This window comes from Rhodococcus sp. BUPNP1 (assembly GCF_002215235.1).
Lineage (GTDB): Bacteria > Actinomycetota > Actinomycetes > Mycobacteriales > Mycobacteriaceae > Rhodococcus.
Genome location: NZ_NERM01000036.1, coordinates 1 through 17,070 on the forward strand (window position 1 = coordinate 1; position 17,070 = coordinate 17,070).

Here is a 17,070-nt window from a genome sequence, read left to right on the forward strand (position 1 = left end):
CCTGGTGAACCGGGCGCGGTGACTGCCGGGCAAGGGCGGGTTTTCCCTTGCTCGGTGGTCGGCGGGTCCGGTAGGGCCGTGTGTGGCGACCGGGCGCGGTGCACGCGGAGCAGCGGGAACCTTGGGAGGGAGGGACAGGGGTCCGGGGGCGGAGCCCCCGGGGATCGGTAGAGCCGACACACCGCAGACGAGCCGGGGCACACTCCTAGCCAGGGTGAGGGGGCACCGTCCGCCGGCCGCGGGAGCATACGTTTGCCGGCCCCGAGACCAACGAGGCAAAGATCCGACTGCCACACCGACCCTCGAACACACTGCTCGTCGACACCCGACACGACCCCAAGGGGGGTCCGGGGGCGGATCGCCCTGGTCAACGCCGCTAAAGCGACTCGGCGCATCGAACCGGGGACGATTCCCGAGTTCGATGCGCCGAGGTGAGACTGGCAGGCATCAGACGTGGACGTTTTTTGATGTCGGCCTGATTTTTTTTTGATTCAGATTTGACGCTGAAAAGTTGCTTTTCCGATGTCGTTGTGATGATCAGATGGTGACGGAGGTGTCGGCCTCGGAGAGCCAGCGGTAAACGGTGGCGACGGAGCGGTCGACTTCTTGGGCGATGACGGGCACCTCCACTCCGGCCTGGCGTCGGGCGAGTGCCCATTCGCGACGCTCCTCGTGGGAGTGGAAGGTCGGGATGGCGTTGGTGTCGAGGTGGGTGCCGGGCAGGTGGGGCAGTGGCACCTCGAGCTGTCGGGCGAGAGCGTCAGCGGTCGCGGTGCGAGTCGACCGCGCGACCGGAGTCTCGCTCGCGATCTCGGCGGCGGCACGGTTCTCGGTGATGGTCGTGACGTGGGTCTTGGGTGCGGTCGCGTTCTCGTGTGCGGTTTCAGGGCGCGGCTGTGTCGCGGGCGCGGATTCGATGTGAGTCTCGGCGGGGTTCTCGGTGGGTGCGGCGGTGCGACGGCCGAGAACGGTCAGCGCGTGGGTGGAGGCGAGCAGTGAGATCGGTGGGAGTGTGGCGATCACGGCGGCGAGAACGGAGTTGAAGCCGGGGGTCGTGGTGAGAACGGCGTGGATCGCGTTTCCTGCGATCGAGACGGTGGCGGCGCCGATGAGAATCTTCCAGAAGAATCGTCGCGCCCGGTGGTCGTGACGTCGGGAGACGACTCCCATCGTTGCTTGCAGGATGGTTCCGTCGACGATGACGGGGAACAGGAAGGCGATCTCTCTCGGTTGGCCGGCCTGGATGCACAGGTCGCGCAGTGCGAGGAAGCTGAGAATGAACGCGGCCGCCCCGATTCCTACGGTGATGGTCACGCCTGCGAACCACATGGATCCGCTGACGGCTGTCACGTTCTCGGGCACCGAGGTGTTCTTGTTCTTGTGTCGCTTCGTCCACGTCATAGTTCCCATAGTAACAATGAGAACCATGATATGAGAAGGGGTTTCTCAGATGAGAGTCGCAGGTCACGACCGGATCGAGTCAGATACGTGAGATGAGATGACTGCGCACTGGCCGGTTCTCCGGGGGAGTCGGTCGGGGCGTGATGGTTCTTATCGCTCGGGTCGGCGTCTCGCAATGTCGACTGATCCTGTTGCTCGTTGCAGAGGCTCATCGTCGGCGAAGCCGCCCCCTGGTACATCCACCCGCGACAGCTCCGGTCCGAGTAGTTCAGGAAGGGTCAGTTCGCGGCGATCAGGCCGAAGACGCCGACGACGAATCCCATGAGGCCGCAGTAGAGGAAGAAGCCAGCGCCGAGCCTGTTCTTCTCTTGCCGTTCCCTCCTGGTCACGCTTTTTCGCCGCATGTACTCGCATGCTCCGAAGCAGATGAGCGCCGCGATGATCAGTAGCCACCACAGACCCGTGAGACCTCCGGCGAGGTTGCGGACAGGTTCGGGTGGGCCGTCGAAGCCGAGGTAGGTGGTTCGGGCGTAGAGGTGGGGCTCGTTCACGTCGGTGGCGGTCCTTTTCTCAGGCTCGGTCAGTCGGTGGTCGGCACTGTGTCACGCGGCACCGACTGATCTTGGTGCGTCGTGGCGTGCCCCGCTATCGGCTCGACGGCGAGAACGGCGACCGCTACGACGAGAACGACGGCGGCAACTGTCATTCGGCCGACCACCGGATGGGCGTTGTTTGTGCTGGTGGAAGCGCTATCATCGCGGATTCTCGCGCACACTCGCATGGGTGCTCGAGGGTTCTCTGTGCTGCTGCCTCACCTCGGCGGCGATGGCGAAGGTGCTCAATTTCATGAAAGGGATTCCATAGTAATAATGGGTTATATGAGGCGTGAGAGTCCCACTGGGAGTGAGAATGGGTGGTTCTCATCGTGTCCTCAACGCATGAGGATGTGCGACTGAGAACCGGTCAGGTGCGATTCCAGCGGCCGACGCCGGTCTGGGCGGTGGATTTGACTTCCCCGGTGGTCGGGGCGTCCCAGCTGTGGCCGTTGTTGTGTTCGGCTTCGAGTCGTTCGATTGTCTCGAGGACGGCGGTCTCGAGGAATTCGCTGAAGGTGCTCGGCGGGAGGACTGCGCGGGTGCCGAGGTAGGCAGCGCGGATGCGTTCGGCCTGGTCGGTGTGGAACCCGAGTTTGGGGCGCGGTGTGCGTGACGCCTCGGTCATTGCTGGTCCTGTTCTCCTGGGCGGCCGGGGGCGTTGCGTCCGACGCCGGTCTGGGAGAGGGATTTGAGTTCGCTGCGGCTGGGGGTGCGCCAGGGCCGGCGGTCGTTGTGTTCGGCTTCGAGACGTTCGGTGGCCTCGACCAGCAGGTCGGTGATGAACTCGCTGAGGGTGGTCGGGGGCAGGATGGCGCGGGTGCCGACGTAGGCGGCGCGAATCCGGTCGGCGTCGGCTTCGCTGATGTCGAAGGCCATGCGCTTCTTCCCGGTCATGGTTCTCATCGTAACTTCGGTACGTGAAGCACAGCCTCTGCCACGAATGGACATGTTCGAGGGTTGGAAAGGGAGAAGGCGGGGCGGATACCTGATATGGCTTGGCATGACCTACCCGAATAATGTCTGTATATGGCTCGGCGTGTCCTACCCGAATACTCGATCTTGGTAGTGCACAGTACTCGGCATGGAAACGGCGGGGGAGTCCCTTCTCACGGACGAGCAGTGGGGAAACGAGGTGCTACTGCCGCATCGGCCGTTCGCGACGAACCAACTTGAGCACGGTCAGTACCGAATGAGCCGTGACCAGGCATTGACGATGCGCTACATCCAGCACTCTCCACACGCGTTGCTCGGATCGATCGTCATCGACTGTGACCACCCCGATGCGGCGATGCGGGCGTTCGAGAAACCGTCGGATCATCCGACGCCGAGCTGGGTCGCGCAGTCTCCCTCCGGGCGGGCGCACCTGGGTTGGTGGCTGGGCGACCATCGAGTCTGCCGTACCGACTCGGCGCGGTTGACTCCGCTGCGCTATGCCCATCGCATCGAGCGAGGTCTGTGTATCTCCGTCGGCGGGGATTTCTCCTACGGTGGGCAGCTGACCAAGAACCCGATCCACCCTGAATGGGAAACCATTTACGGTCCAGGGGATCCGTACTCGTTGCGGGATCTGGCGACCATCTACACACCTCGTCAGGCTCCGCGCCGGCCCGACCGCTCCGTGGGTCTGGGCCGCAATGTGACGATGTTCGACACTGCCCGTAAGTGGGCGTACCCACAGTGGTGGCACCATCGTCAGGGCACCGTAGACCAGTGGCTTCAGCTGGTTCTTCAGCGTTGTCACGGAATCAACAGCGAGTTCGCCGACCCTCTTCCTTTCATCGAGGTCCGTGCCACGGCGTACTCCATCGGCAAGTGGATCTGGCGTAATTTCGACGAGGGGACGTTCAGGGCGCGCCAGGCAGCACGTGGCAGCAAGGGCGGCAAGGTCATGAGCTCCGCCAAACGGGAAGCAAACAGGAAGCGGGCCACCAAGTTCAATCTGGCGACAGCATTGGAGTTCGCGCAATGAGCGGCAGCGCCCAGGCACAACAACGTCGGTCCATCACCGCAAAGGAACTGGCACGCCGGCTCGGCTCGTCGGAGCGCACTGCACGTCGCCTGATTGCCGAACCCCGAGACCAATTCCTCGAACGCGCAGAACGCCGACGCAAGCAGGTGGTCGAACTTCGCCAGCAGGGGATGAAGTACCGCGAGATCGCCGAGAAACTGGAGATGTCGACCGGAGCGGTGGGTCGGATACTGCATGATGCCCGCAAGCTCGAGGGGTAGGAGCGGCTTCCGCGTGAAACGATTCGATTCCCCTTCGCCGCTGTGGTTCTGACCGGAGCGAGAATTTCGTTCAGTAGCGGTGCCGGTCGTAGCGGTCCCCGCGGGTCCGGGTGCGCATGCCCGAGCGCTGGAACAGTATCTGCCGGATCTCGGCGAGAGCGGTGGCACGGGTGTCGTCGCTGGCCGGAGGATGAGCAGCACGCCGGTCGAGTTCGGCGCGACGTTCGGCGGCGCGGCGGTCCTGGATCTCAGTGCGGCGCTCGGTGGGGGTAGGCCCTGACCACACATCGGCGAGGGCACGGAGCTGCCAGCGCAGGAAGGCGGGCGGGGACGTTAGGTGTGGGAGGCTGCGGTCGCGGCGGAACTCGGTGATCTGGTTGGCGATGTCGTCGCCGGTCCATCGGGTGGTGTCGATGCCTGCGGCGGTCAGTGCGTCGGCGATCGCTCCGACGTGGTGATGTGTGGTTCCGGGGACGTAGTGGCCATTCCGGTCCACGCCGCGGTATTCGGGCATCGTGGGACCGAGTCGGTCGGCCAGGCGCGCTGCGGCGATCTGAGCGTGTAGGGGTCGTGGGTCGCCCTCGCCCTCGCCCGCGGTCTTCGTCGAAGCCCGGGCGCGGCGCGTAGCGCGCGCGTTGGTGATTACTTGAGAACGAGAGATACCTGTAGAACCCAGAGGGTTCTCCGGTAGATCCGCATGATTCGGAAACTGGGGATAAACAGAAGAGTTGGCAGTGAACTTGCTGGTCAAGGCCCACACGGAAGCTGCACGAAGTTGCTTTCCACCGTGGGTGAGGCTGGCTTCGATGCGTTCGGCGATGGTGAGGTAGCGGCCGCGGACGAGCTCGACGGCGGCTCCGATGCGGCGAAGGATCTGGCGGGCACGATCGAGGACGTCGGTGCTGATGCCGGCGTACTCGGCGAGGGTGTCGCGGGCGGCGGTGAGGCTGCGGCCGGTGGATTCGTCGGCGTAAGCGGCGTGAGCGTTGGCGGCGGCGATGAACTTGTCCGGGGCGATGCGGTGCTCGTGGCAGATCTTGATGCCGGTCTCGCTGCGGGCGAAGGTGATGATCTGGCGCATCCAGCCCGCGCGGGAGTCCCAGACGGGGATGGGGGAGTAGGCACCATCGGAAACATGCAGGTTGTAGCTGCCGCGACGGCGACCACGGCGGGTCTTGGGAGTAGCGCGGGCGGCGTGTGCGCTCCGTTGAGGGCGACACGCGGGTGTGTGATTTGAGGCGGAAGTTGGCCCAAACGAGCAGCGCTCGCTAATATGCATAACGAAGACTTTCTGGTGAGAAAGTTCGAGTGGCCCGAGAGAGTTTGGCGACTGGCTCGGTCACATATTCGGTTTGGAAGACCCCTCGCTTGGCAGGCGGGGGGTTTTCTGCATCTGAGGGCGGTCTAGTTGGCGGCTAGCGGCCCCTCGCTGGTGACGTTTACACGGTCACCGCCTTGATCTCGCGGGCAAGGTCCGGTCGACCGGCTTGCAGTGCGAGCAGGTCGGCGACGTACTGAGACAGCGCGACCTTGGCGTCCTTGGCATCGTTGCGGAGCTGTTCGTGCAGCTCAGCGGGGATACGTAGAGTCATCGCAGCGCGGTCGCCTTTGTGCGGCTGTGCCATGCGTAAACCCCCGTTCTTCAAGATCGGCCCGTTGAATCTGACTCAGGTTAGCGGCTGAGAGGGCGGATGTCAGTTACCCCCGTAAATCGGCGTGGCGCGTGTCGACTCGTGGGACGACAGCATAGGTCTGAGCCGGGACCCCCAGCTGCGTTGTGTACTGCGGATGGTGGGTGCTGCAGCTGTGGTCGCTCCGTCCGGGGTTATTGCGGGACGAGCCACGGGTGGAGGGGCCAGCGCTTGCGTCGAAGAAAGGAGTAGTCGGCAGGTAGGTTCCCTGGGGCAGCTGCACTGTGCCTACGGCTGGGGAGGTTATAAGTTAATCGTGATTCTCAACGAGTGGCATCTGGTCGAGACGTTGGTAGACGGTGAGATGTCCGTCGTCAGCTGCGGCGGCACGGTCAAGGATTGGGCGTCGGTGACCCGGCATGTTCAGCCGGCTCCGGACCTTCCGGTCACGCCGATCGTCGACGAAGTGGTTCGCACTCGTCGTCCGGTCACGATCGATCTGTGCTCACGTAAGGGAGCGCAGAAGGCGTTCCACATCAAAGCGCTGCCCGTTCTCGGCCCGAGTGGGGAGGCACACGGCGTCCAGGTGTGGGTGGGAGAGCCCGGCCGGGTCCCCGGCCCGCCTCGGATCGCAGCCGGGATTGCGTGGAATCTCGAGCGGATGGTGATCGGCCAGACGGTCGAAGCATCGATGATGTCCGGGGTGCTGCCTGAAGAGCACGTGCCGGAGCGAACTCCGGCGGAGTACATCGCCAATGCGGTGAAATTCGATGATTCGGCGTCGTTGTTCGAGCTGAGCATCGAGCCGGTGCATGGTCGTCGGTGGGCGGCTCCCGTATCGGTTCTGCACGCGGACGGTCGGGTGATGCGTTGGTACTGCTGGGGCAAGGGGCGCACTGATCCGGGCAACGTGGGATTGCGGCTGCTGTGGCACGACGTCTCCGATACGACGTCACCGGAGTTGCCGACACTGAGCGAGCTGGGAATGCAGGAGATGCTGCGGTCTGCGGAGGTCTACACCGGTGTCTTTGTCGCCGACCTCGCGGTTCTGACGATGTGGCTACCGGACGCTCCGCCATGGGTGTCCTGGCGAAATATCAAGAGTGGAAACGAGATCGTGCATCCCGACGACCGGCATGTACTGGCCGACGCGCTGGCAACGTTCCGTTCGGGTAATACCGCTTCTCGGTGCGTCCGCGCCCGTCTGCGTTCGGAATCAGGTTGGCAAGCAGCGCATTTGTCGATCAGCCCGTATCCCGGTCCACTCAGTGACCGTCTCGTGCTCGTTCGAGTTTCAACGATTCCGGACGAATTCGATTTGCTCACAGAGGATTTGCAGGGTTCTGATCGGGGCATGTCGGGCAGGTAGGTTGGCCCCGGACTATCTGCCGTGGTCTGGTAATTTGTCTTCCGCGTCCCCTTCTGTGGGGATTTCCCGGGGCTTGTCCACTCGGTCCTGGATGTAGCACAGCCGGTTTCGGCCGCCTCCGCATGCCCGCGCGAGGCGGGCTGCTATCTCTGCGGGGGGAGAGATTAGACGTGGTGATCCGTATTTGTCGTGCGTCGACACACAGCGTGTCGCGCGTGTCAGACGGGTGCGCCCGGCGGCCGGGTTCGGGTCCGTTCGTAGGCGGCGCGGACCTCGGCTGTGTCCACTTCCAGAGCTTGGGCCAGTCGTTCGGCCACCGGCTCTCGCAGTACGGTTTCCCCCAGCTCGAGGCTGCTGAGCGAGGCTGTGGAAATGCCTGCTTGCAGCGCCAGCTGGGGCTGGGTCAGGCCGGCCTGGACGCGCAGATCGCCCAGATACCGGTCGTGCGGGGGTATCCGCACCAGCTCGGACATCGGAACGTCGAGGGCGGCAGCGACACGGGCCAGACGATCCACCTGCGGGGTCGCCTGCCCGGATTCCCAGGCACGCACGGCCGCCACACTCACTTCGGCAAATCTCGCCAGGTCACCACGGGTGTAACCCTTCTCCGTCCGCAGATCGATCAGCCTCTCGCGGTCGAATCCCCGAAGAGGCCGTCTCGTCATGCCCGAAACCTTTCCACGAGCCATAACACTGCCCTACAGGAATGGTTTGCGTCATCTTTCACTGGAATAGATTTTGCTGTAGTATTCCGGAATAGAGTTTCAATGAAGGGTTTTGTGGGGAAGGAGGTAACGATCGGCTGAGCCGAGGGAAGCGTCTGGCCCGGCAATCAGCGCGAGCCACGGTGAGGCCACCGGCAAAAGGGAAAACCCCGGACACGTGTCAGTGATTGGCGTCGGTGTCACGTATCCGGGGTTGAACCACCTACGTACCAACCCGTCCGGGCTGACTACGCAAGCTCGGGCACCAGGTCACTGCGGACGAGAGCCCACTTCCTTGTCGGGCGCTGCTGTTCTGGCGTTACTCGACTGTGCGCGCCAGCGGCAGCGTTCCCGCACCTAGTCGGCGCTGCCGACACGTGCACGAGCGGACTACCTCCCTGTGGTGACCACCCGATCTTCTCGGCCCTGACGGATCTCTTTCTCGCTCAGGTCCTTCATGCATTCGGGACTCGATTCATTCGCAGGAAAGGCGATGTACATGTCCGTATCCAACGAAGATCAGCTGGTTTCCGGTACCGGCAGACACCGGCGCCGCCGAACGACCAGTGCGGTGCTCAGCACCGCGACTCTGGCACCGGCGGCAGCCGGGTTGCTCATTGCCTTTGCGCCGACGGCAGCAGCAGCGCCGACCGGCGACTCCGGCGGTGGGCAGGCAGGTATCACGTCCCCGCCGCAGTCCGGTGGTGGCCAGGCGGGCATCACCTCCACGCCCCCCTCAACTTCTGCTCCTGCACCCTCGGCTCCTGATCCGCAGCCCGCCGAGAACTTCTGGGTAGCGCCTCCGGCCGAGTACAACCGCGGCACCCGCGCCTACAACCCGCAGACTGGCGGCGGTGTGTCGATGGCGCAGTACAACGGCTATTCGGGCGGCGACAACTCCGGCTACTCCGGCTACAGCGTTCCTGCTCCGCAGGCGCCGGTCGTGGTGGAAGGCCCGACCCTGCCGATCGAGGCTCCGGTCAACAAGATGCGTTTCGGCCGGGTGATCTTCGACCAGCCGAACTGGGTCTCGGACGTCGATGCCGACAAGACCAACCGCACGACCGCAGTGGTCGAGGCGATGGTCACCGACTACCACCGATCAACCGGTATGGAGACCGAAGAGGCCGAGAAGATCGCATCTGCTCAGGTCGCGGGCACGGCAGTCGGCGCTGGTGCCGGGTTCGTCACCGGCTGCACCGCCGTCGGTATCCCGACGGCTTTGGTCGCGTCCACGGCTGCGGGTATCGCTGGAGCTGCTGCCGGCACGATGGTGCCCATCCCGATTCCGGGCGTGGCCCCGATTACCTCCGGTGTTGCCGCCACGGCCGCTGGTGCAGTGGGTGGCTTTGCAGCCGGATGCGCGGTCGGCGGCACGGTCGGCGCAGTCGGTGGTGGCCTGGCCGGGTACGGGGTCGGCACAGCCTACGGCGCAGGTGAGGATGCCACGCCGATCGAGACCGAGGTGCCCGACATCGAGGCCGAACAGGTCACCGAACAGGTCGACACCACGCTCGCGCAGTGGTCGGAGGATCCCATCGGTGCGGCTGCGGTCGACGCTGTGCAGACCTTCGCCACCGAGACCGCACCTGCGATCGATGAGCAGGTCCGCGACTTCGTTCAGACACAGCCCGGCGGTGAGCAGGTCATCGAGCAGGTCGACCAGGCACTCGACTCGTTCTTCACCGACGCGACGCCGGGACTGGCATCGCGCCTGGTCAGCGAGGCGGTCGGCCTGGGTCTCGGCGCGCCCGATCCGGCAGTCGACGCCTGAGTCCAGTCGAAGAGGGAGACGAACCGATGAAGCGGAACGACCGAGCGGGCTCACCTCGGGTGCTCGATGCGACCGCACCTCGCACCCGCATGGTTCGGGAGTCGGTGCCGGTGTCGGTACCGGTGGCCGAAGAGCGCTTTTCCTCCGGGAGAACCGCGTCCGTCCGTGAGTCGGCGTCTCGAGTGGTCGCGGCGGCCGATGCCGGTCGCCGCGCCACTCACCCGACCACGCAGGTGACCACGCGCCGCCCTGTCGGGAAGGGATTGGCCTACGCCGGTCTCGGCCTCGCGGCCGTGGCCGTCATGGGACTGGCCGGCTGGGGCATCACCGCTCTCGTCGGCGGCGGTGACGACGACGCGGACTTCGGTGGCCTGGTCCCGGACACCGCAACCGCTGCGCCGACCGCGGCAGCGGCAGATGATCCGTGCTCGCCTGGCGAGGGTGACCAACTCTCCGGCGAAGGGGTGATCGCGGCGCTCGAACACCGCTATTACCTGCTGCGTTCGGGTGAGTCGGTGCGGGAGTTGATGGCCCCTGATGCGCCGTTGCCCGACGCGGCAATGATCCAGCAGGGCATCGACACCGTGCCGCTGGGGACCACGCACTGCCTCGAGGTCACGGCCATCGGGCCGAACACCTACAGCGCGCAGATCACCGAGGTCCGCCCGGATCGGCGCAACGAGTTCAAACAGCGCATTACAACGACCACGGCCGAGGACGGCCGAGTGATGATCCGCTCCATCGAAGAGGTCGGGTCATGAGGAAAGCAAGTCTCGCTCTGGCAGCGGCAGCAGTGACCACCGCGGCCGCGGTGAGCACACCGACGGTTGCTCATGCAGCGGAAACGAATGGGTGTGCGCGCACGATCGCGCTGATGATTCCCGGCACGACGGAAACGTCCGCTCATGCTGATCCGACCGTGCCGACGGGCATGCTCGCGGCGGTCGGTGACGCACTCGAGGAACGGTTCGGCAAGAACCTCGACGTGGTGTACGTGCCGTATCCGGGCGAGGCGTTCTTCAACGGCACGTCCTATGCCGAATCGAAGTCGCGGGGCGACAAAGCGGCAGCGGAGTTGATGGAGCGGTGCCCGTCGTCGAAGTACCTCATCGCCGGGTACAGCCAGGGCGCGCAGATCGGCAACGATCTGGCCGTCAACATCGGCCACGGTCTCGGCCCCGTCACTCCGCAGCAGGTCAAGGCGGTGATTCTGCTCGCCAATCCGAAGCGGGGCACCGAGGGCGCAACGTTGATCGGCCCGCCCCTGAGCGGTCAGGGCATCGCTGGGCCGGCCCCGGAAGGGTTCGGCAAGCTCGCGGGCAAGGTGTTCGACATCTGCCACCCGGACGATGCGTACTGCAACACCGATGGTCAGTCGACGCCGTTCCTGGCGTCTCTGGGCCGGATCATCGCCAATCCGCCGGGAGCGGTCGATGTCTCTGCCGAACTCGCCTCGACTGCATCACCCCAGACTCCGACGATCACCGGCACGTCGACAGTGGCGCAATCCTCCCTGGTCGATGAGCTGTCCTCGCCGGGGACCTGGCGCAACGCGGATCTGTCGGCGGTGTTCGGGGCGGCCTCGCAGCTGGCCGAGTCGGTGTCTTCGCTCGATGCCGCTGGTCCGACGTCGACCACCTCAGCGGCGAACATCGCCCGCATGACGCAGCAGGCGCGGCTGGTGTCGGAGACTTTGACGCCGGTCGACCAGGCGCGACAGTGGATCGACAGCAATCCGGGCGCGCGTGAGACGTTCACCTCGGCTCCCGAGGGATCGCCGGAGGCGACCACGGCGGGCGTGCTCGACATGCTCGAGCAGGTCGATGTCCCGGCAGTGTTGTCGGCCGCCGAAGCGGTGACCGGGGTGAGCACGGCCTTGCTCGAGTCACGGGCCTCGGGTGAGTCGGTCGATGTGTCGACGCTGGCAGGGTCGGCAGATGCGCTGGTCGCGGGTCTGTCGCCGTTGGCGGCCTCGGGTCCGGTGGAGTTGCGGACGGCAACGCAGGTGCTTTCGGTGGCCAAGCCGACGACGATCATCAATCAACTGCTGGGCGTTGTCTCCGGCGTGACCTCGGTCGACTATCCGGCGGTGGCGGCCGGGTTGCAGCAGCTTCCGATCAAGATTGCCACCGGCGATGTGCACGGGGCGCACGCGGTCGCGGGGGATCTGAACAATCAGCTCTCCCCGCTGGTGAAGATGGCTGCCGGGGTGGATTTCAAGACACTCTCGCGGCTGGTGGCGATGGTTCCGGACCCGTCCGGCACGGCCGCAATCGCCGCGCTGGTGCTTGATCTGCTCGGCAATGTCGATGTGATCCGCTTGGCCCGCAATGTCGGTGAGATTCAGGAAATCGCCTGGTCGGTGGCCGAAAGCGGGAACGTGCTCGAGCTGTCTCGGCTGATGCCGGTGGCGGTGGATCTGGCGCAGGTGGCTCTCGGCGTGCTCACCCCGGGCCAGAAGATGAGTCCCGATCAACTGCACGATCCGGGCGATCCGATCGGCTCGCTGATGTCGGTGCAGGCACAGGACAGTGATCTGGCCGGCCTGGGCCAGTCGGTGATGACGCTGGCGAGCAGTGACAGTGCGGCCGAGCTGGGGCAGCTGGTGGCCGAAGGATTCACCGCGGCGAGTTTCTACGCCTCGAATTCGCACATTGCGTATCCGAGCTGGTCCCCGGATGGGAGGGACAACGCGATCGACACGATGGTGAAGGTTTTCGCCAAGGCGATCGGCTGAGGCCGGTCGGTCCTGGTCAGCGGGTGGTGCCGCTGCCAGGCCCGGGAGCCTTCCACTAACGCGGCGTCCGACCTCGGGCGGGCGGATGCGAAGTCACTCACGTGCATGGCCTGGGCGGGCTAGCGACAAGCACTCATGCAAAGGGGGTGAGAACGTGGCTTCTTCGACGACGAAAATTACGCTGGCAGCCAGCGTCGTGGCCCTGATGGGTGCGCTGGTGATGTGCGGCAGCGACAATCCCGATCCGGACAACTGCCTGCCGACGCAGGGACCGTCCCGGTCACCGAACAGCCTGCGTGCTGCCACCGGCAAGAAGGTGCAGCCGATGGTCACCGGCACCTACACGTTCACCTCCGGTTTCGGCCCGCGCTGGGGTACCTCGCACAACGGCATCGACCTGGCGGCGCCGGTCGGTACGCCCTTCTATGCACCGATCGACGGAATCGTTGTTGCGGCAGGAGATTCCGGCGCGAGCGATGAGAACGGTTTCGACAACTGGATCATCGTCGACTCGGCCACCGCGGACGGGTCGACCATCTCGACGGTCTACGGGCACATGTTCCCGGACGGTGTTCTCGTCTCCGTCGGTGACGAGGTGCGCGCCGGGGATCTGATCGGCCTGGTCGGCAACGCCGGAGGTTCGACCGGACCGCACCTGCATTTCGAGGTCTGGCCCGGGGGCCGACTCGACGGCGGATCTCCGATCGACCCGATGCCGTGGCTGGCCGATGCGTCTGAACTCGACGCCCCGCAACAGCGTCCGACCTCGCCGAATGTGCAGCTGGTCGCGGCCGAGACTCCGCTCGGTGCCGGTTGCACCGGCCTGACGCGCCCCGGCGGACGCTCCCTCGCGCCGGGATCGGTCCCCGAGGAGTTCCGGGAGTGGATCGTCAAGGCGGCTCAGACCTGCGAGGCGATCGACGCTCCTTTGCTGGCCTCCCAGCTCTACGTCGAGAACCAGTTCCGCTACGGTCCCTCCTCGCCGGTGTCTCCGGCGGGGGCACGCGGGCCGGGGCAGTTCATGCCCGCAACCTGGGCCTCGATCGGCCAGGACTACGACGGTGACGGCGTGGCCGACGTGAATTCCATCGGTGATTCGGTGATGGCGATGGCCGCCTACGACTGCCAGATGTGGGAGCAGACGCAGCAGTGGCTCCGCGAGGGAAAAGTCTCAGGTGACGGCACCGAGTTGATGCTCTCGGCCTACAACTGCGGGCCGGGCAACACACTCGCGTCCGGCGGGGTGTGCGGCAACGCGGAGACCACGAGCTACGTCCGCAATATCCTGGCCGGCCGCGCTGACTTCGCCGGTGTCGACCAGCCTCGGCCGCCGTCGGTGAGTGGTTCGCGGGTGGTCGATGCAGCACTTGGATGGCTGGGCACCGATTACGCCTGGGGCGGCGGGGATGCCACCGGACCGACTCGCGGCATCGCCGATGACGGTGTCGCTGATGAGCACGGGGACCACAACAAGGTCGGCTTCGACTGCTCGGGCCTGGTCGTGTACGCGGTGGCGCAGGCGACGGACGGAAGAATCGTTCTGCCACACCAGGACTCCGCTCAGGTCAACGATCCTCGAGGGACGCCTGTAACCGAGGCGGCGGACTTGCAACCCGGAGACATCGTGCAGCCCTACCCCGGCCACGTGTGGATCTGGATGGGGGACAACAAAGTTGTCGAAGCACCCCAGTCCGGGGAGAAGGTCCGGATCACCGAATGGACGCCACCGAAACATGTCAAAGCCGTCCGATTCACCTGATGCACAACGTATTTCATACGCCAGAACATCGGAAACGATGACACACCAGGAAGGAAACATCACACCGTGAGCGAAGAGTGGGACAAGGCGGAATCGGCCGTCCGCACCCTCGGATCGACCCGGACAGTCCAGGCGATGACGGCCTCGGACCTGCGGGCTTGGGCTGCGGAGAACAACCTGATGACGCGCACCCAGTGGCCGAAGATCAAGCGCGAGCTCTACAAGCAGTTCGATGTGGACTACGACGCCCTGCGAGAACGCGAGCAGCGTGAACGGGCCGAAAAACTGGCCGCGGCCGCCGCATCGGCTCCGGTGGTGTCCTTGGCCTCGGCCGGCGACGAACGTGGCTCGTTCGCCGTCGTCGGCGATGCCGACACCAGCGATGTCGCCTGGTACGGATCGTTTCACAAAGACGATCGGATCTTCCGGCCCGGCGATCAGGACTCGGCGGATGAGGCCAGCGCCGGTAAAGCCGTGTTCCTCGCTGCGAAAGTCCGCGACCACCTCGAGGTCGAGGCGGTTCGGTTGCGTCTGCGGGTGAGCAGTGAACGCATCGACGGGGTGAAACTGGCCGATCTCGCGGCAAAAAAGCAGGTCATCCTCGATCTTGAGGTGGTCCCGACCGGCAATCCGGCCGAGCAGTGGTGCCTCGAACCGGGCTACGGCGAATGGCGGGCGATCCGCCTGTCGGATCTGGTGGTGGCCGAATGATCCGCCGACTGGCACTGATCGGTGTCCTCGCCGGAGCCCTAACGGTGGCCGGATGCAGCTCCGAGACCGACCAGGATCAGACCACTACGAACTCGTCGGCACAGCCGTCGTCGACGGAGGCATGGCCTCCCACCGAACCGGCTGCGCCCACCGAGCAGTCCACCCCCGCTCCGGCGGCACCGACGGTGGACACCTCCGATCCGGGCGAGCTCGGCCGCACGGTCGTCGAGACCTGGTTCTCCTATGACACCCGCACCGACACCAATCGCAACGACGCGCCGGTGCGGGCCGCCGATCTGGGCGTGCTGACCGGCGAACTCGACGCGCAGGTCCGCGCCGATGTGCAGATCCCGGTCAAGGCCAGCGGTGAGTGGGCACAGTGGGCGTCGCAGGGCGCGACGGTCACCGCCGTGGCGGTGGAGGTCCCCAACCAGGGACAGGCCAATACCGCGACGAAGTATCACGGCATGTACGAGGTGACCAGCACGGTCACCGATTCCAGCGGCACCGAGATCGGCACAGACGTGCAGTACGTCGCCGTGGTGCTGACCGACAACGGCGACGGATGGCGCGTTTCGTCCGTCACCACCCTGTGAGGTGAGCGTGATGGCTGACATCGCTGACTACAACCACGAACCGACCATCGACCCGCGTCGGCTGCGGCTACGCCCGAACCGTCCCGCTGTCGAACCCGAAGCGGCCCCGGCTCCCGAGCCTGTAGCCGAGGACATCGCCGATCCGTACGGGGTCGGAGTAGATGCTCTCGCGGCCGTCGACGAGCCGATCGCGCCGACAGCAATGCCGTCCACCGGGCACGGCGCACTGTTCGACGAGGCCGCCTCACCGGCACTTTCCCAGCCTGCTCAGTGGGGTTGGCGGGGTCGGATCAATGCAGCTCTGGGAACGAAACTGGCCCCGAAGGCGGCATCGGCAGAGACCGGCCACCGGGCGGCGGTCGAAGCGATCCAGCGCACGCTGCCGGGTTCGGGCACGGTCGCTGTGGTCAACACCAAGGGCGGAGCCGGCAAAACGCCGACGTCGATTGCGCTGGCAGCGATGCTCGGTAAGCATCGCGGCCGCGGGGTCGTGGCGGTGGATATGAGCGAGGCCGGCGGCACCCTCGGCATTCGCGCAGCGCGCACCGCACCCATCGAACGCACGGTGTGGGATGTCCTCGACAACGCATCGCGGCTGATGTCGGCCGACGTCGAGGCGGGGGAGCTGGCGGCGTATCTGCGGCTCCAGCCCACCCACGACGAGATCCTGGCCGGGGACACCGATTCTTCCTACGACGACATGCTCGGCGAGGACGAGTGCGCGGCGTTGGGCGCGGTGCTTCGTCGCCATCGCGACCTGCTGATTATCGACACAGCCACCACTGCGCAGGCCGGGGCGTGGCAGTGGGCGGTGCGCCACGCCGACGTGCTGGTGGTGCCGCTGCCGATGCGCCGGGACATGGCGCAGCACGCCTACGCGATGCTCGAGGGCCTGCGTAAGCGGGGGTTCGAGCATCTGGTGCGCTCTGCGATCGTGCTGCTGTGCGCGACGCCGGGGTCCGATCCGAACCTCGAAACTGCGATTGTCGACGAGTTCGACTCTCTCGGTGTGCAGACCTACGTTCGGGTCCCGTTCGAGCCGGTCTTCGCCACCGGTGAGCGGATCACGCTCGAGGCGTTGTCGCAGAGTTCGCTCATCGCGTGGACGAATGTCGCGGCGATGGTGACCGATGCGCTGGCCGAGGCCATCGTCGAGCGGCAGGCCGGACTCCGGCAGCAGGGGGTAGCGGCTCCGGCGGTCGCCCCGGAACCGGCTCCGCCGACGTTCGCGGCGGACGTTCCGAGCTTCGTAGCGCCCCAGCCGGCCCCGGCTCCCGAGTCGGTTCCCGCAGCTGAGCCGCCTCCGGCCCCGGTAGTGGAACCCGCTGCCGCTCCTGCTGTCCGGGTGCCTGAGACGGACCCGGCCAGGGACCTGCCCCTGGACTACCGGTCCACCGCCGAGGCGGCGGAAGCGGCCCCCGAGCCGGATGCCTCGAGCGAATCCGCTGCTGAGGTGCACCAACCGCCGGCCCCGGCCCGACGGCCGCAACCACCGAAGCCGTCGAGCTTCGATCCCTACGCCTGACCTTCTGTGTGAAAGGACTCCTGTGATGTCTCGCAATA

17 protein-coding genes are annotated in these 17,070 nt (G+C 65.7%); 10 read left to right on the forward strand and 7 right to left on the reverse strand.

The features are described 5' to 3' along the window. Positions 1-537: 537 nt before the first annotated feature. From B9C99_RS23185 to B9C99_RS23200, 4 genes are all read right to left on the reverse strand, one after another. Entirely contained in the window at positions 538-1,401 is an 864-nt protein-coding gene (locus tag B9C99_RS23185; protein ID WP_253250175.1) for a DUF2637 domain-containing protein, read from the reverse strand. 278 nt (positions 1,402-1,679) lie between these two features. After that, positions 1,680-1,952: a hypothetical protein gene (locus B9C99_RS23190; RefSeq protein WP_088899485.1), complete on the reverse strand. Its 273-nt coding sequence runs from the start codon at positions 1,950-1,952 to the stop codon at positions 1,680-1,682. A 412-nt stretch (positions 1,953-2,364) separates the two neighbouring features. Then, on the reverse strand, positions 2,365-2,622 hold the full coding sequence (locus tag B9C99_RS23195; RefSeq protein WP_072815827.1) for a hypothetical protein: 258 nt from the start codon (positions 2,620-2,622) through the stop codon (positions 2,365-2,367). Further along, complete coding sequence (locus tag B9C99_RS23200) at positions 2,619-2,891, reverse strand: hypothetical protein (protein ID WP_088899486.1); 273 nt, start codon at positions 2,889-2,891, stop codon at positions 2,619-2,621. Before B9C99_RS23200 ends, B9C99_RS23195 begins: the two co-directional genes overlap by 4 nt. 187 nt (positions 2,892-3,078) lie before the next feature. On the opposite strand from B9C99_RS23200, the gene B9C99_RS23205 reads away from it, so the two are divergent. Beyond that, positions 3,079-3,966, forward strand: coding sequence for a replication initiation protein (locus tag B9C99_RS23205; protein ID WP_172415068.1), 888 nt, complete (start codon positions 3,079-3,081; stop codon positions 3,964-3,966). Beyond that, positions 3,963-4,226, forward strand: coding sequence for a sigma factor-like helix-turn-helix DNA-binding protein (locus B9C99_RS23210; RefSeq protein WP_072815822.1), 264 nt, complete (start codon positions 3,963-3,965; stop codon positions 4,224-4,226). Before B9C99_RS23205 ends, B9C99_RS23210 begins: the two co-directional genes overlap by 4 nt. A gap of 70 nt (positions 4,227-4,296) precedes the next feature. On the opposite strand, the gene B9C99_RS23215 is transcribed toward B9C99_RS23210, so the two are convergent. Both B9C99_RS23215 and B9C99_RS23220 read right to left on the reverse strand, forming a co-directional pair. After that, positions 4,297-5,307, reverse strand: a complete 1,011-nt coding sequence (locus B9C99_RS23215; RefSeq protein ID WP_088899487.1) for a replication protein — start codon at positions 5,305-5,307, stop codon at positions 4,297-4,299. Positions 5,308-5,665: 358 nt separating this feature from the next. Further along, a complete protein-coding gene (locus B9C99_RS23220) occupies positions 5,666-5,851 on the reverse strand; it encodes a toxin-antitoxin system HicB family antitoxin (protein ID WP_033098656.1) in 186 nt (61 codons plus the stop codon). A 322-nt stretch (positions 5,852-6,173) separates the two neighbouring features. On the opposite strand from B9C99_RS23220, the gene B9C99_RS23225 reads away from it, so the two are divergent. After that, positions 6,174-7,226, forward strand: a complete 1,053-nt coding sequence (locus tag B9C99_RS23225; RefSeq protein WP_088899488.1) for a GAF domain-containing protein — start codon at positions 6,174-6,176, stop codon at positions 7,224-7,226. A gap of 218 nt (positions 7,227-7,444) precedes the next feature. Here B9C99_RS23225 and B9C99_RS23230 read toward each other — a convergent pair whose 3' ends face one another. Beyond that, the gene (locus B9C99_RS23230) at positions 7,445-7,891 is read right to left on the reverse strand and encodes a helix-turn-helix domain-containing protein (protein ID WP_064061406.1); all 447 of its coding nucleotides are present in this window, start codon (positions 7,889-7,891) and stop codon (positions 7,445-7,447) included. A 538-nt stretch (positions 7,892-8,429) separates the two neighbouring features. Between B9C99_RS23230 and B9C99_RS23235 the strand changes: the two genes are divergently transcribed. The 7 genes from B9C99_RS23235 (at position 8,430) to B9C99_RS23265 (ending at position 17,032) form a co-directional block, all read left to right on the forward strand. Beyond that, positions 8,430-9,704: an insoluble domain protein gene (locus B9C99_RS23235; protein ID WP_143543592.1), complete on the forward strand. Its 1,275-nt coding sequence runs from the start codon at positions 8,430-8,432 to the stop codon at positions 9,702-9,704. A 233-nt stretch (positions 9,705-9,937) separates the two neighbouring features. Further along, positions 9,938-10,465, forward strand: coding sequence for a hypothetical protein (locus B9C99_RS23240; protein ID WP_253250176.1), 528 nt, complete (start codon positions 9,938-9,940; stop codon positions 10,463-10,465). Continuing rightward, positions 10,462-12,441, forward strand: a complete 1,980-nt coding sequence (locus tag B9C99_RS23245; RefSeq protein WP_088899491.1) for a cutinase family protein — start codon at positions 10,462-10,464, stop codon at positions 12,439-12,441. Before B9C99_RS23240 ends, B9C99_RS23245 begins: the two co-directional genes overlap by 4 nt. A 154-nt stretch (positions 12,442-12,595) precedes the next feature. Continuing rightward, entirely contained in the window at positions 12,596-14,200 is a 1,605-nt protein-coding gene (locus B9C99_RS23250; RefSeq protein ID WP_253250177.1) for a peptidoglycan DD-metalloendopeptidase family protein, read from the forward strand. 66 nt (positions 14,201-14,266) lie between these two features. Further along, on the forward strand, positions 14,267-14,911 hold the full coding sequence (locus tag B9C99_RS23255) for a hypothetical protein (protein ID WP_088899493.1): 645 nt from the start codon (positions 14,267-14,269) through the stop codon (positions 14,909-14,911). Then, positions 14,908-15,507 (forward strand): hypothetical protein, encoded by a 600-nt coding sequence (locus B9C99_RS23260; RefSeq protein ID WP_088899494.1) that lies wholly within the window; start codon positions 14,908-14,910, stop codon positions 15,505-15,507. Before B9C99_RS23255 ends, B9C99_RS23260 begins: the two co-directional genes overlap by 4 nt. A 10-nt stretch (positions 15,508-15,517) precedes the next feature. Beyond that, the gene (locus B9C99_RS23265; RefSeq protein ID WP_088899505.1) at positions 15,518-17,032 is read left to right on the forward strand and encodes an AAA family ATPase; all 1,515 of its coding nucleotides are present in this window, start codon (positions 15,518-15,520) and stop codon (positions 17,030-17,032) included. Positions 17,033-17,070 lie beyond the last annotated feature (38 nt).

Coding starts and splice junctions, on each gene's coding strand:
- B9C99_RS23185 (WP_253250175.1), bottom strand. CDS start 1,401: ATGACGTGGACGAAGCGACACAAGAACAAGAACACCTCGGTGCCCGAG.
- B9C99_RS23195 (WP_072815827.1), bottom strand. CDS start 2,622: ATGACCGAGGCGTCACGCACACCGCGCCCCAAACTCGGGTTCCACACC.
- B9C99_RS23200 (WP_088899486.1), bottom strand. CDS start 2,891: ATGACCGGGAAGAAGCGCATGGCCTTCGACATCAGCGAAGCCGACGCC.
- B9C99_RS23205 (WP_172415068.1), top strand. CDS start 3,079: ATGGAAACGGCGGGGGAGTCCCTTCTCACGGACGAGCAGTGGGGAAAC.
- B9C99_RS23210 (WP_072815822.1), top strand. CDS start 3,963: ATGAGCGGCAGCGCCCAGGCACAACAACGTCGGTCCATCACCGCAAAG.
- B9C99_RS23215 (WP_088899487.1), bottom strand. CDS start 5,307: ATGCGCCAGATCATCACCTTCGCCCGCAGCGAGACCGGCATCAAGATC.
- B9C99_RS23220 (WP_033098656.1), bottom strand. CDS start 5,851: ATGGCACAGCCGCACAAAGGCGACCGCGCTGCGATGACTCTACGTATC.
- B9C99_RS23230 (WP_064061406.1), bottom strand. CDS start 7,891: ATGACGAGACGGCCTCTTCGGGGATTCGACCGCGAGAGGCTGATCGAT.
- B9C99_RS23235 (WP_143543592.1), top strand. CDS start 8,430: ATGTCCGTATCCAACGAAGATCAGCTGGTTTCCGGTACCGGCAGACAC.
- B9C99_RS23245 (WP_088899491.1), top strand. CDS start 10,462: ATGAGGAAAGCAAGTCTCGCTCTGGCAGCGGCAGCAGTGACCACCGCG.
- B9C99_RS23260 (WP_088899494.1), top strand. CDS start 14,908: ATGATCCGCCGACTGGCACTGATCGGTGTCCTCGCCGGAGCCCTAACG.
- B9C99_RS23265 (WP_088899505.1), top strand. CDS start 15,518: ATGGCTGACATCGCTGACTACAACCACGAACCGACCATCGACCCGCGT.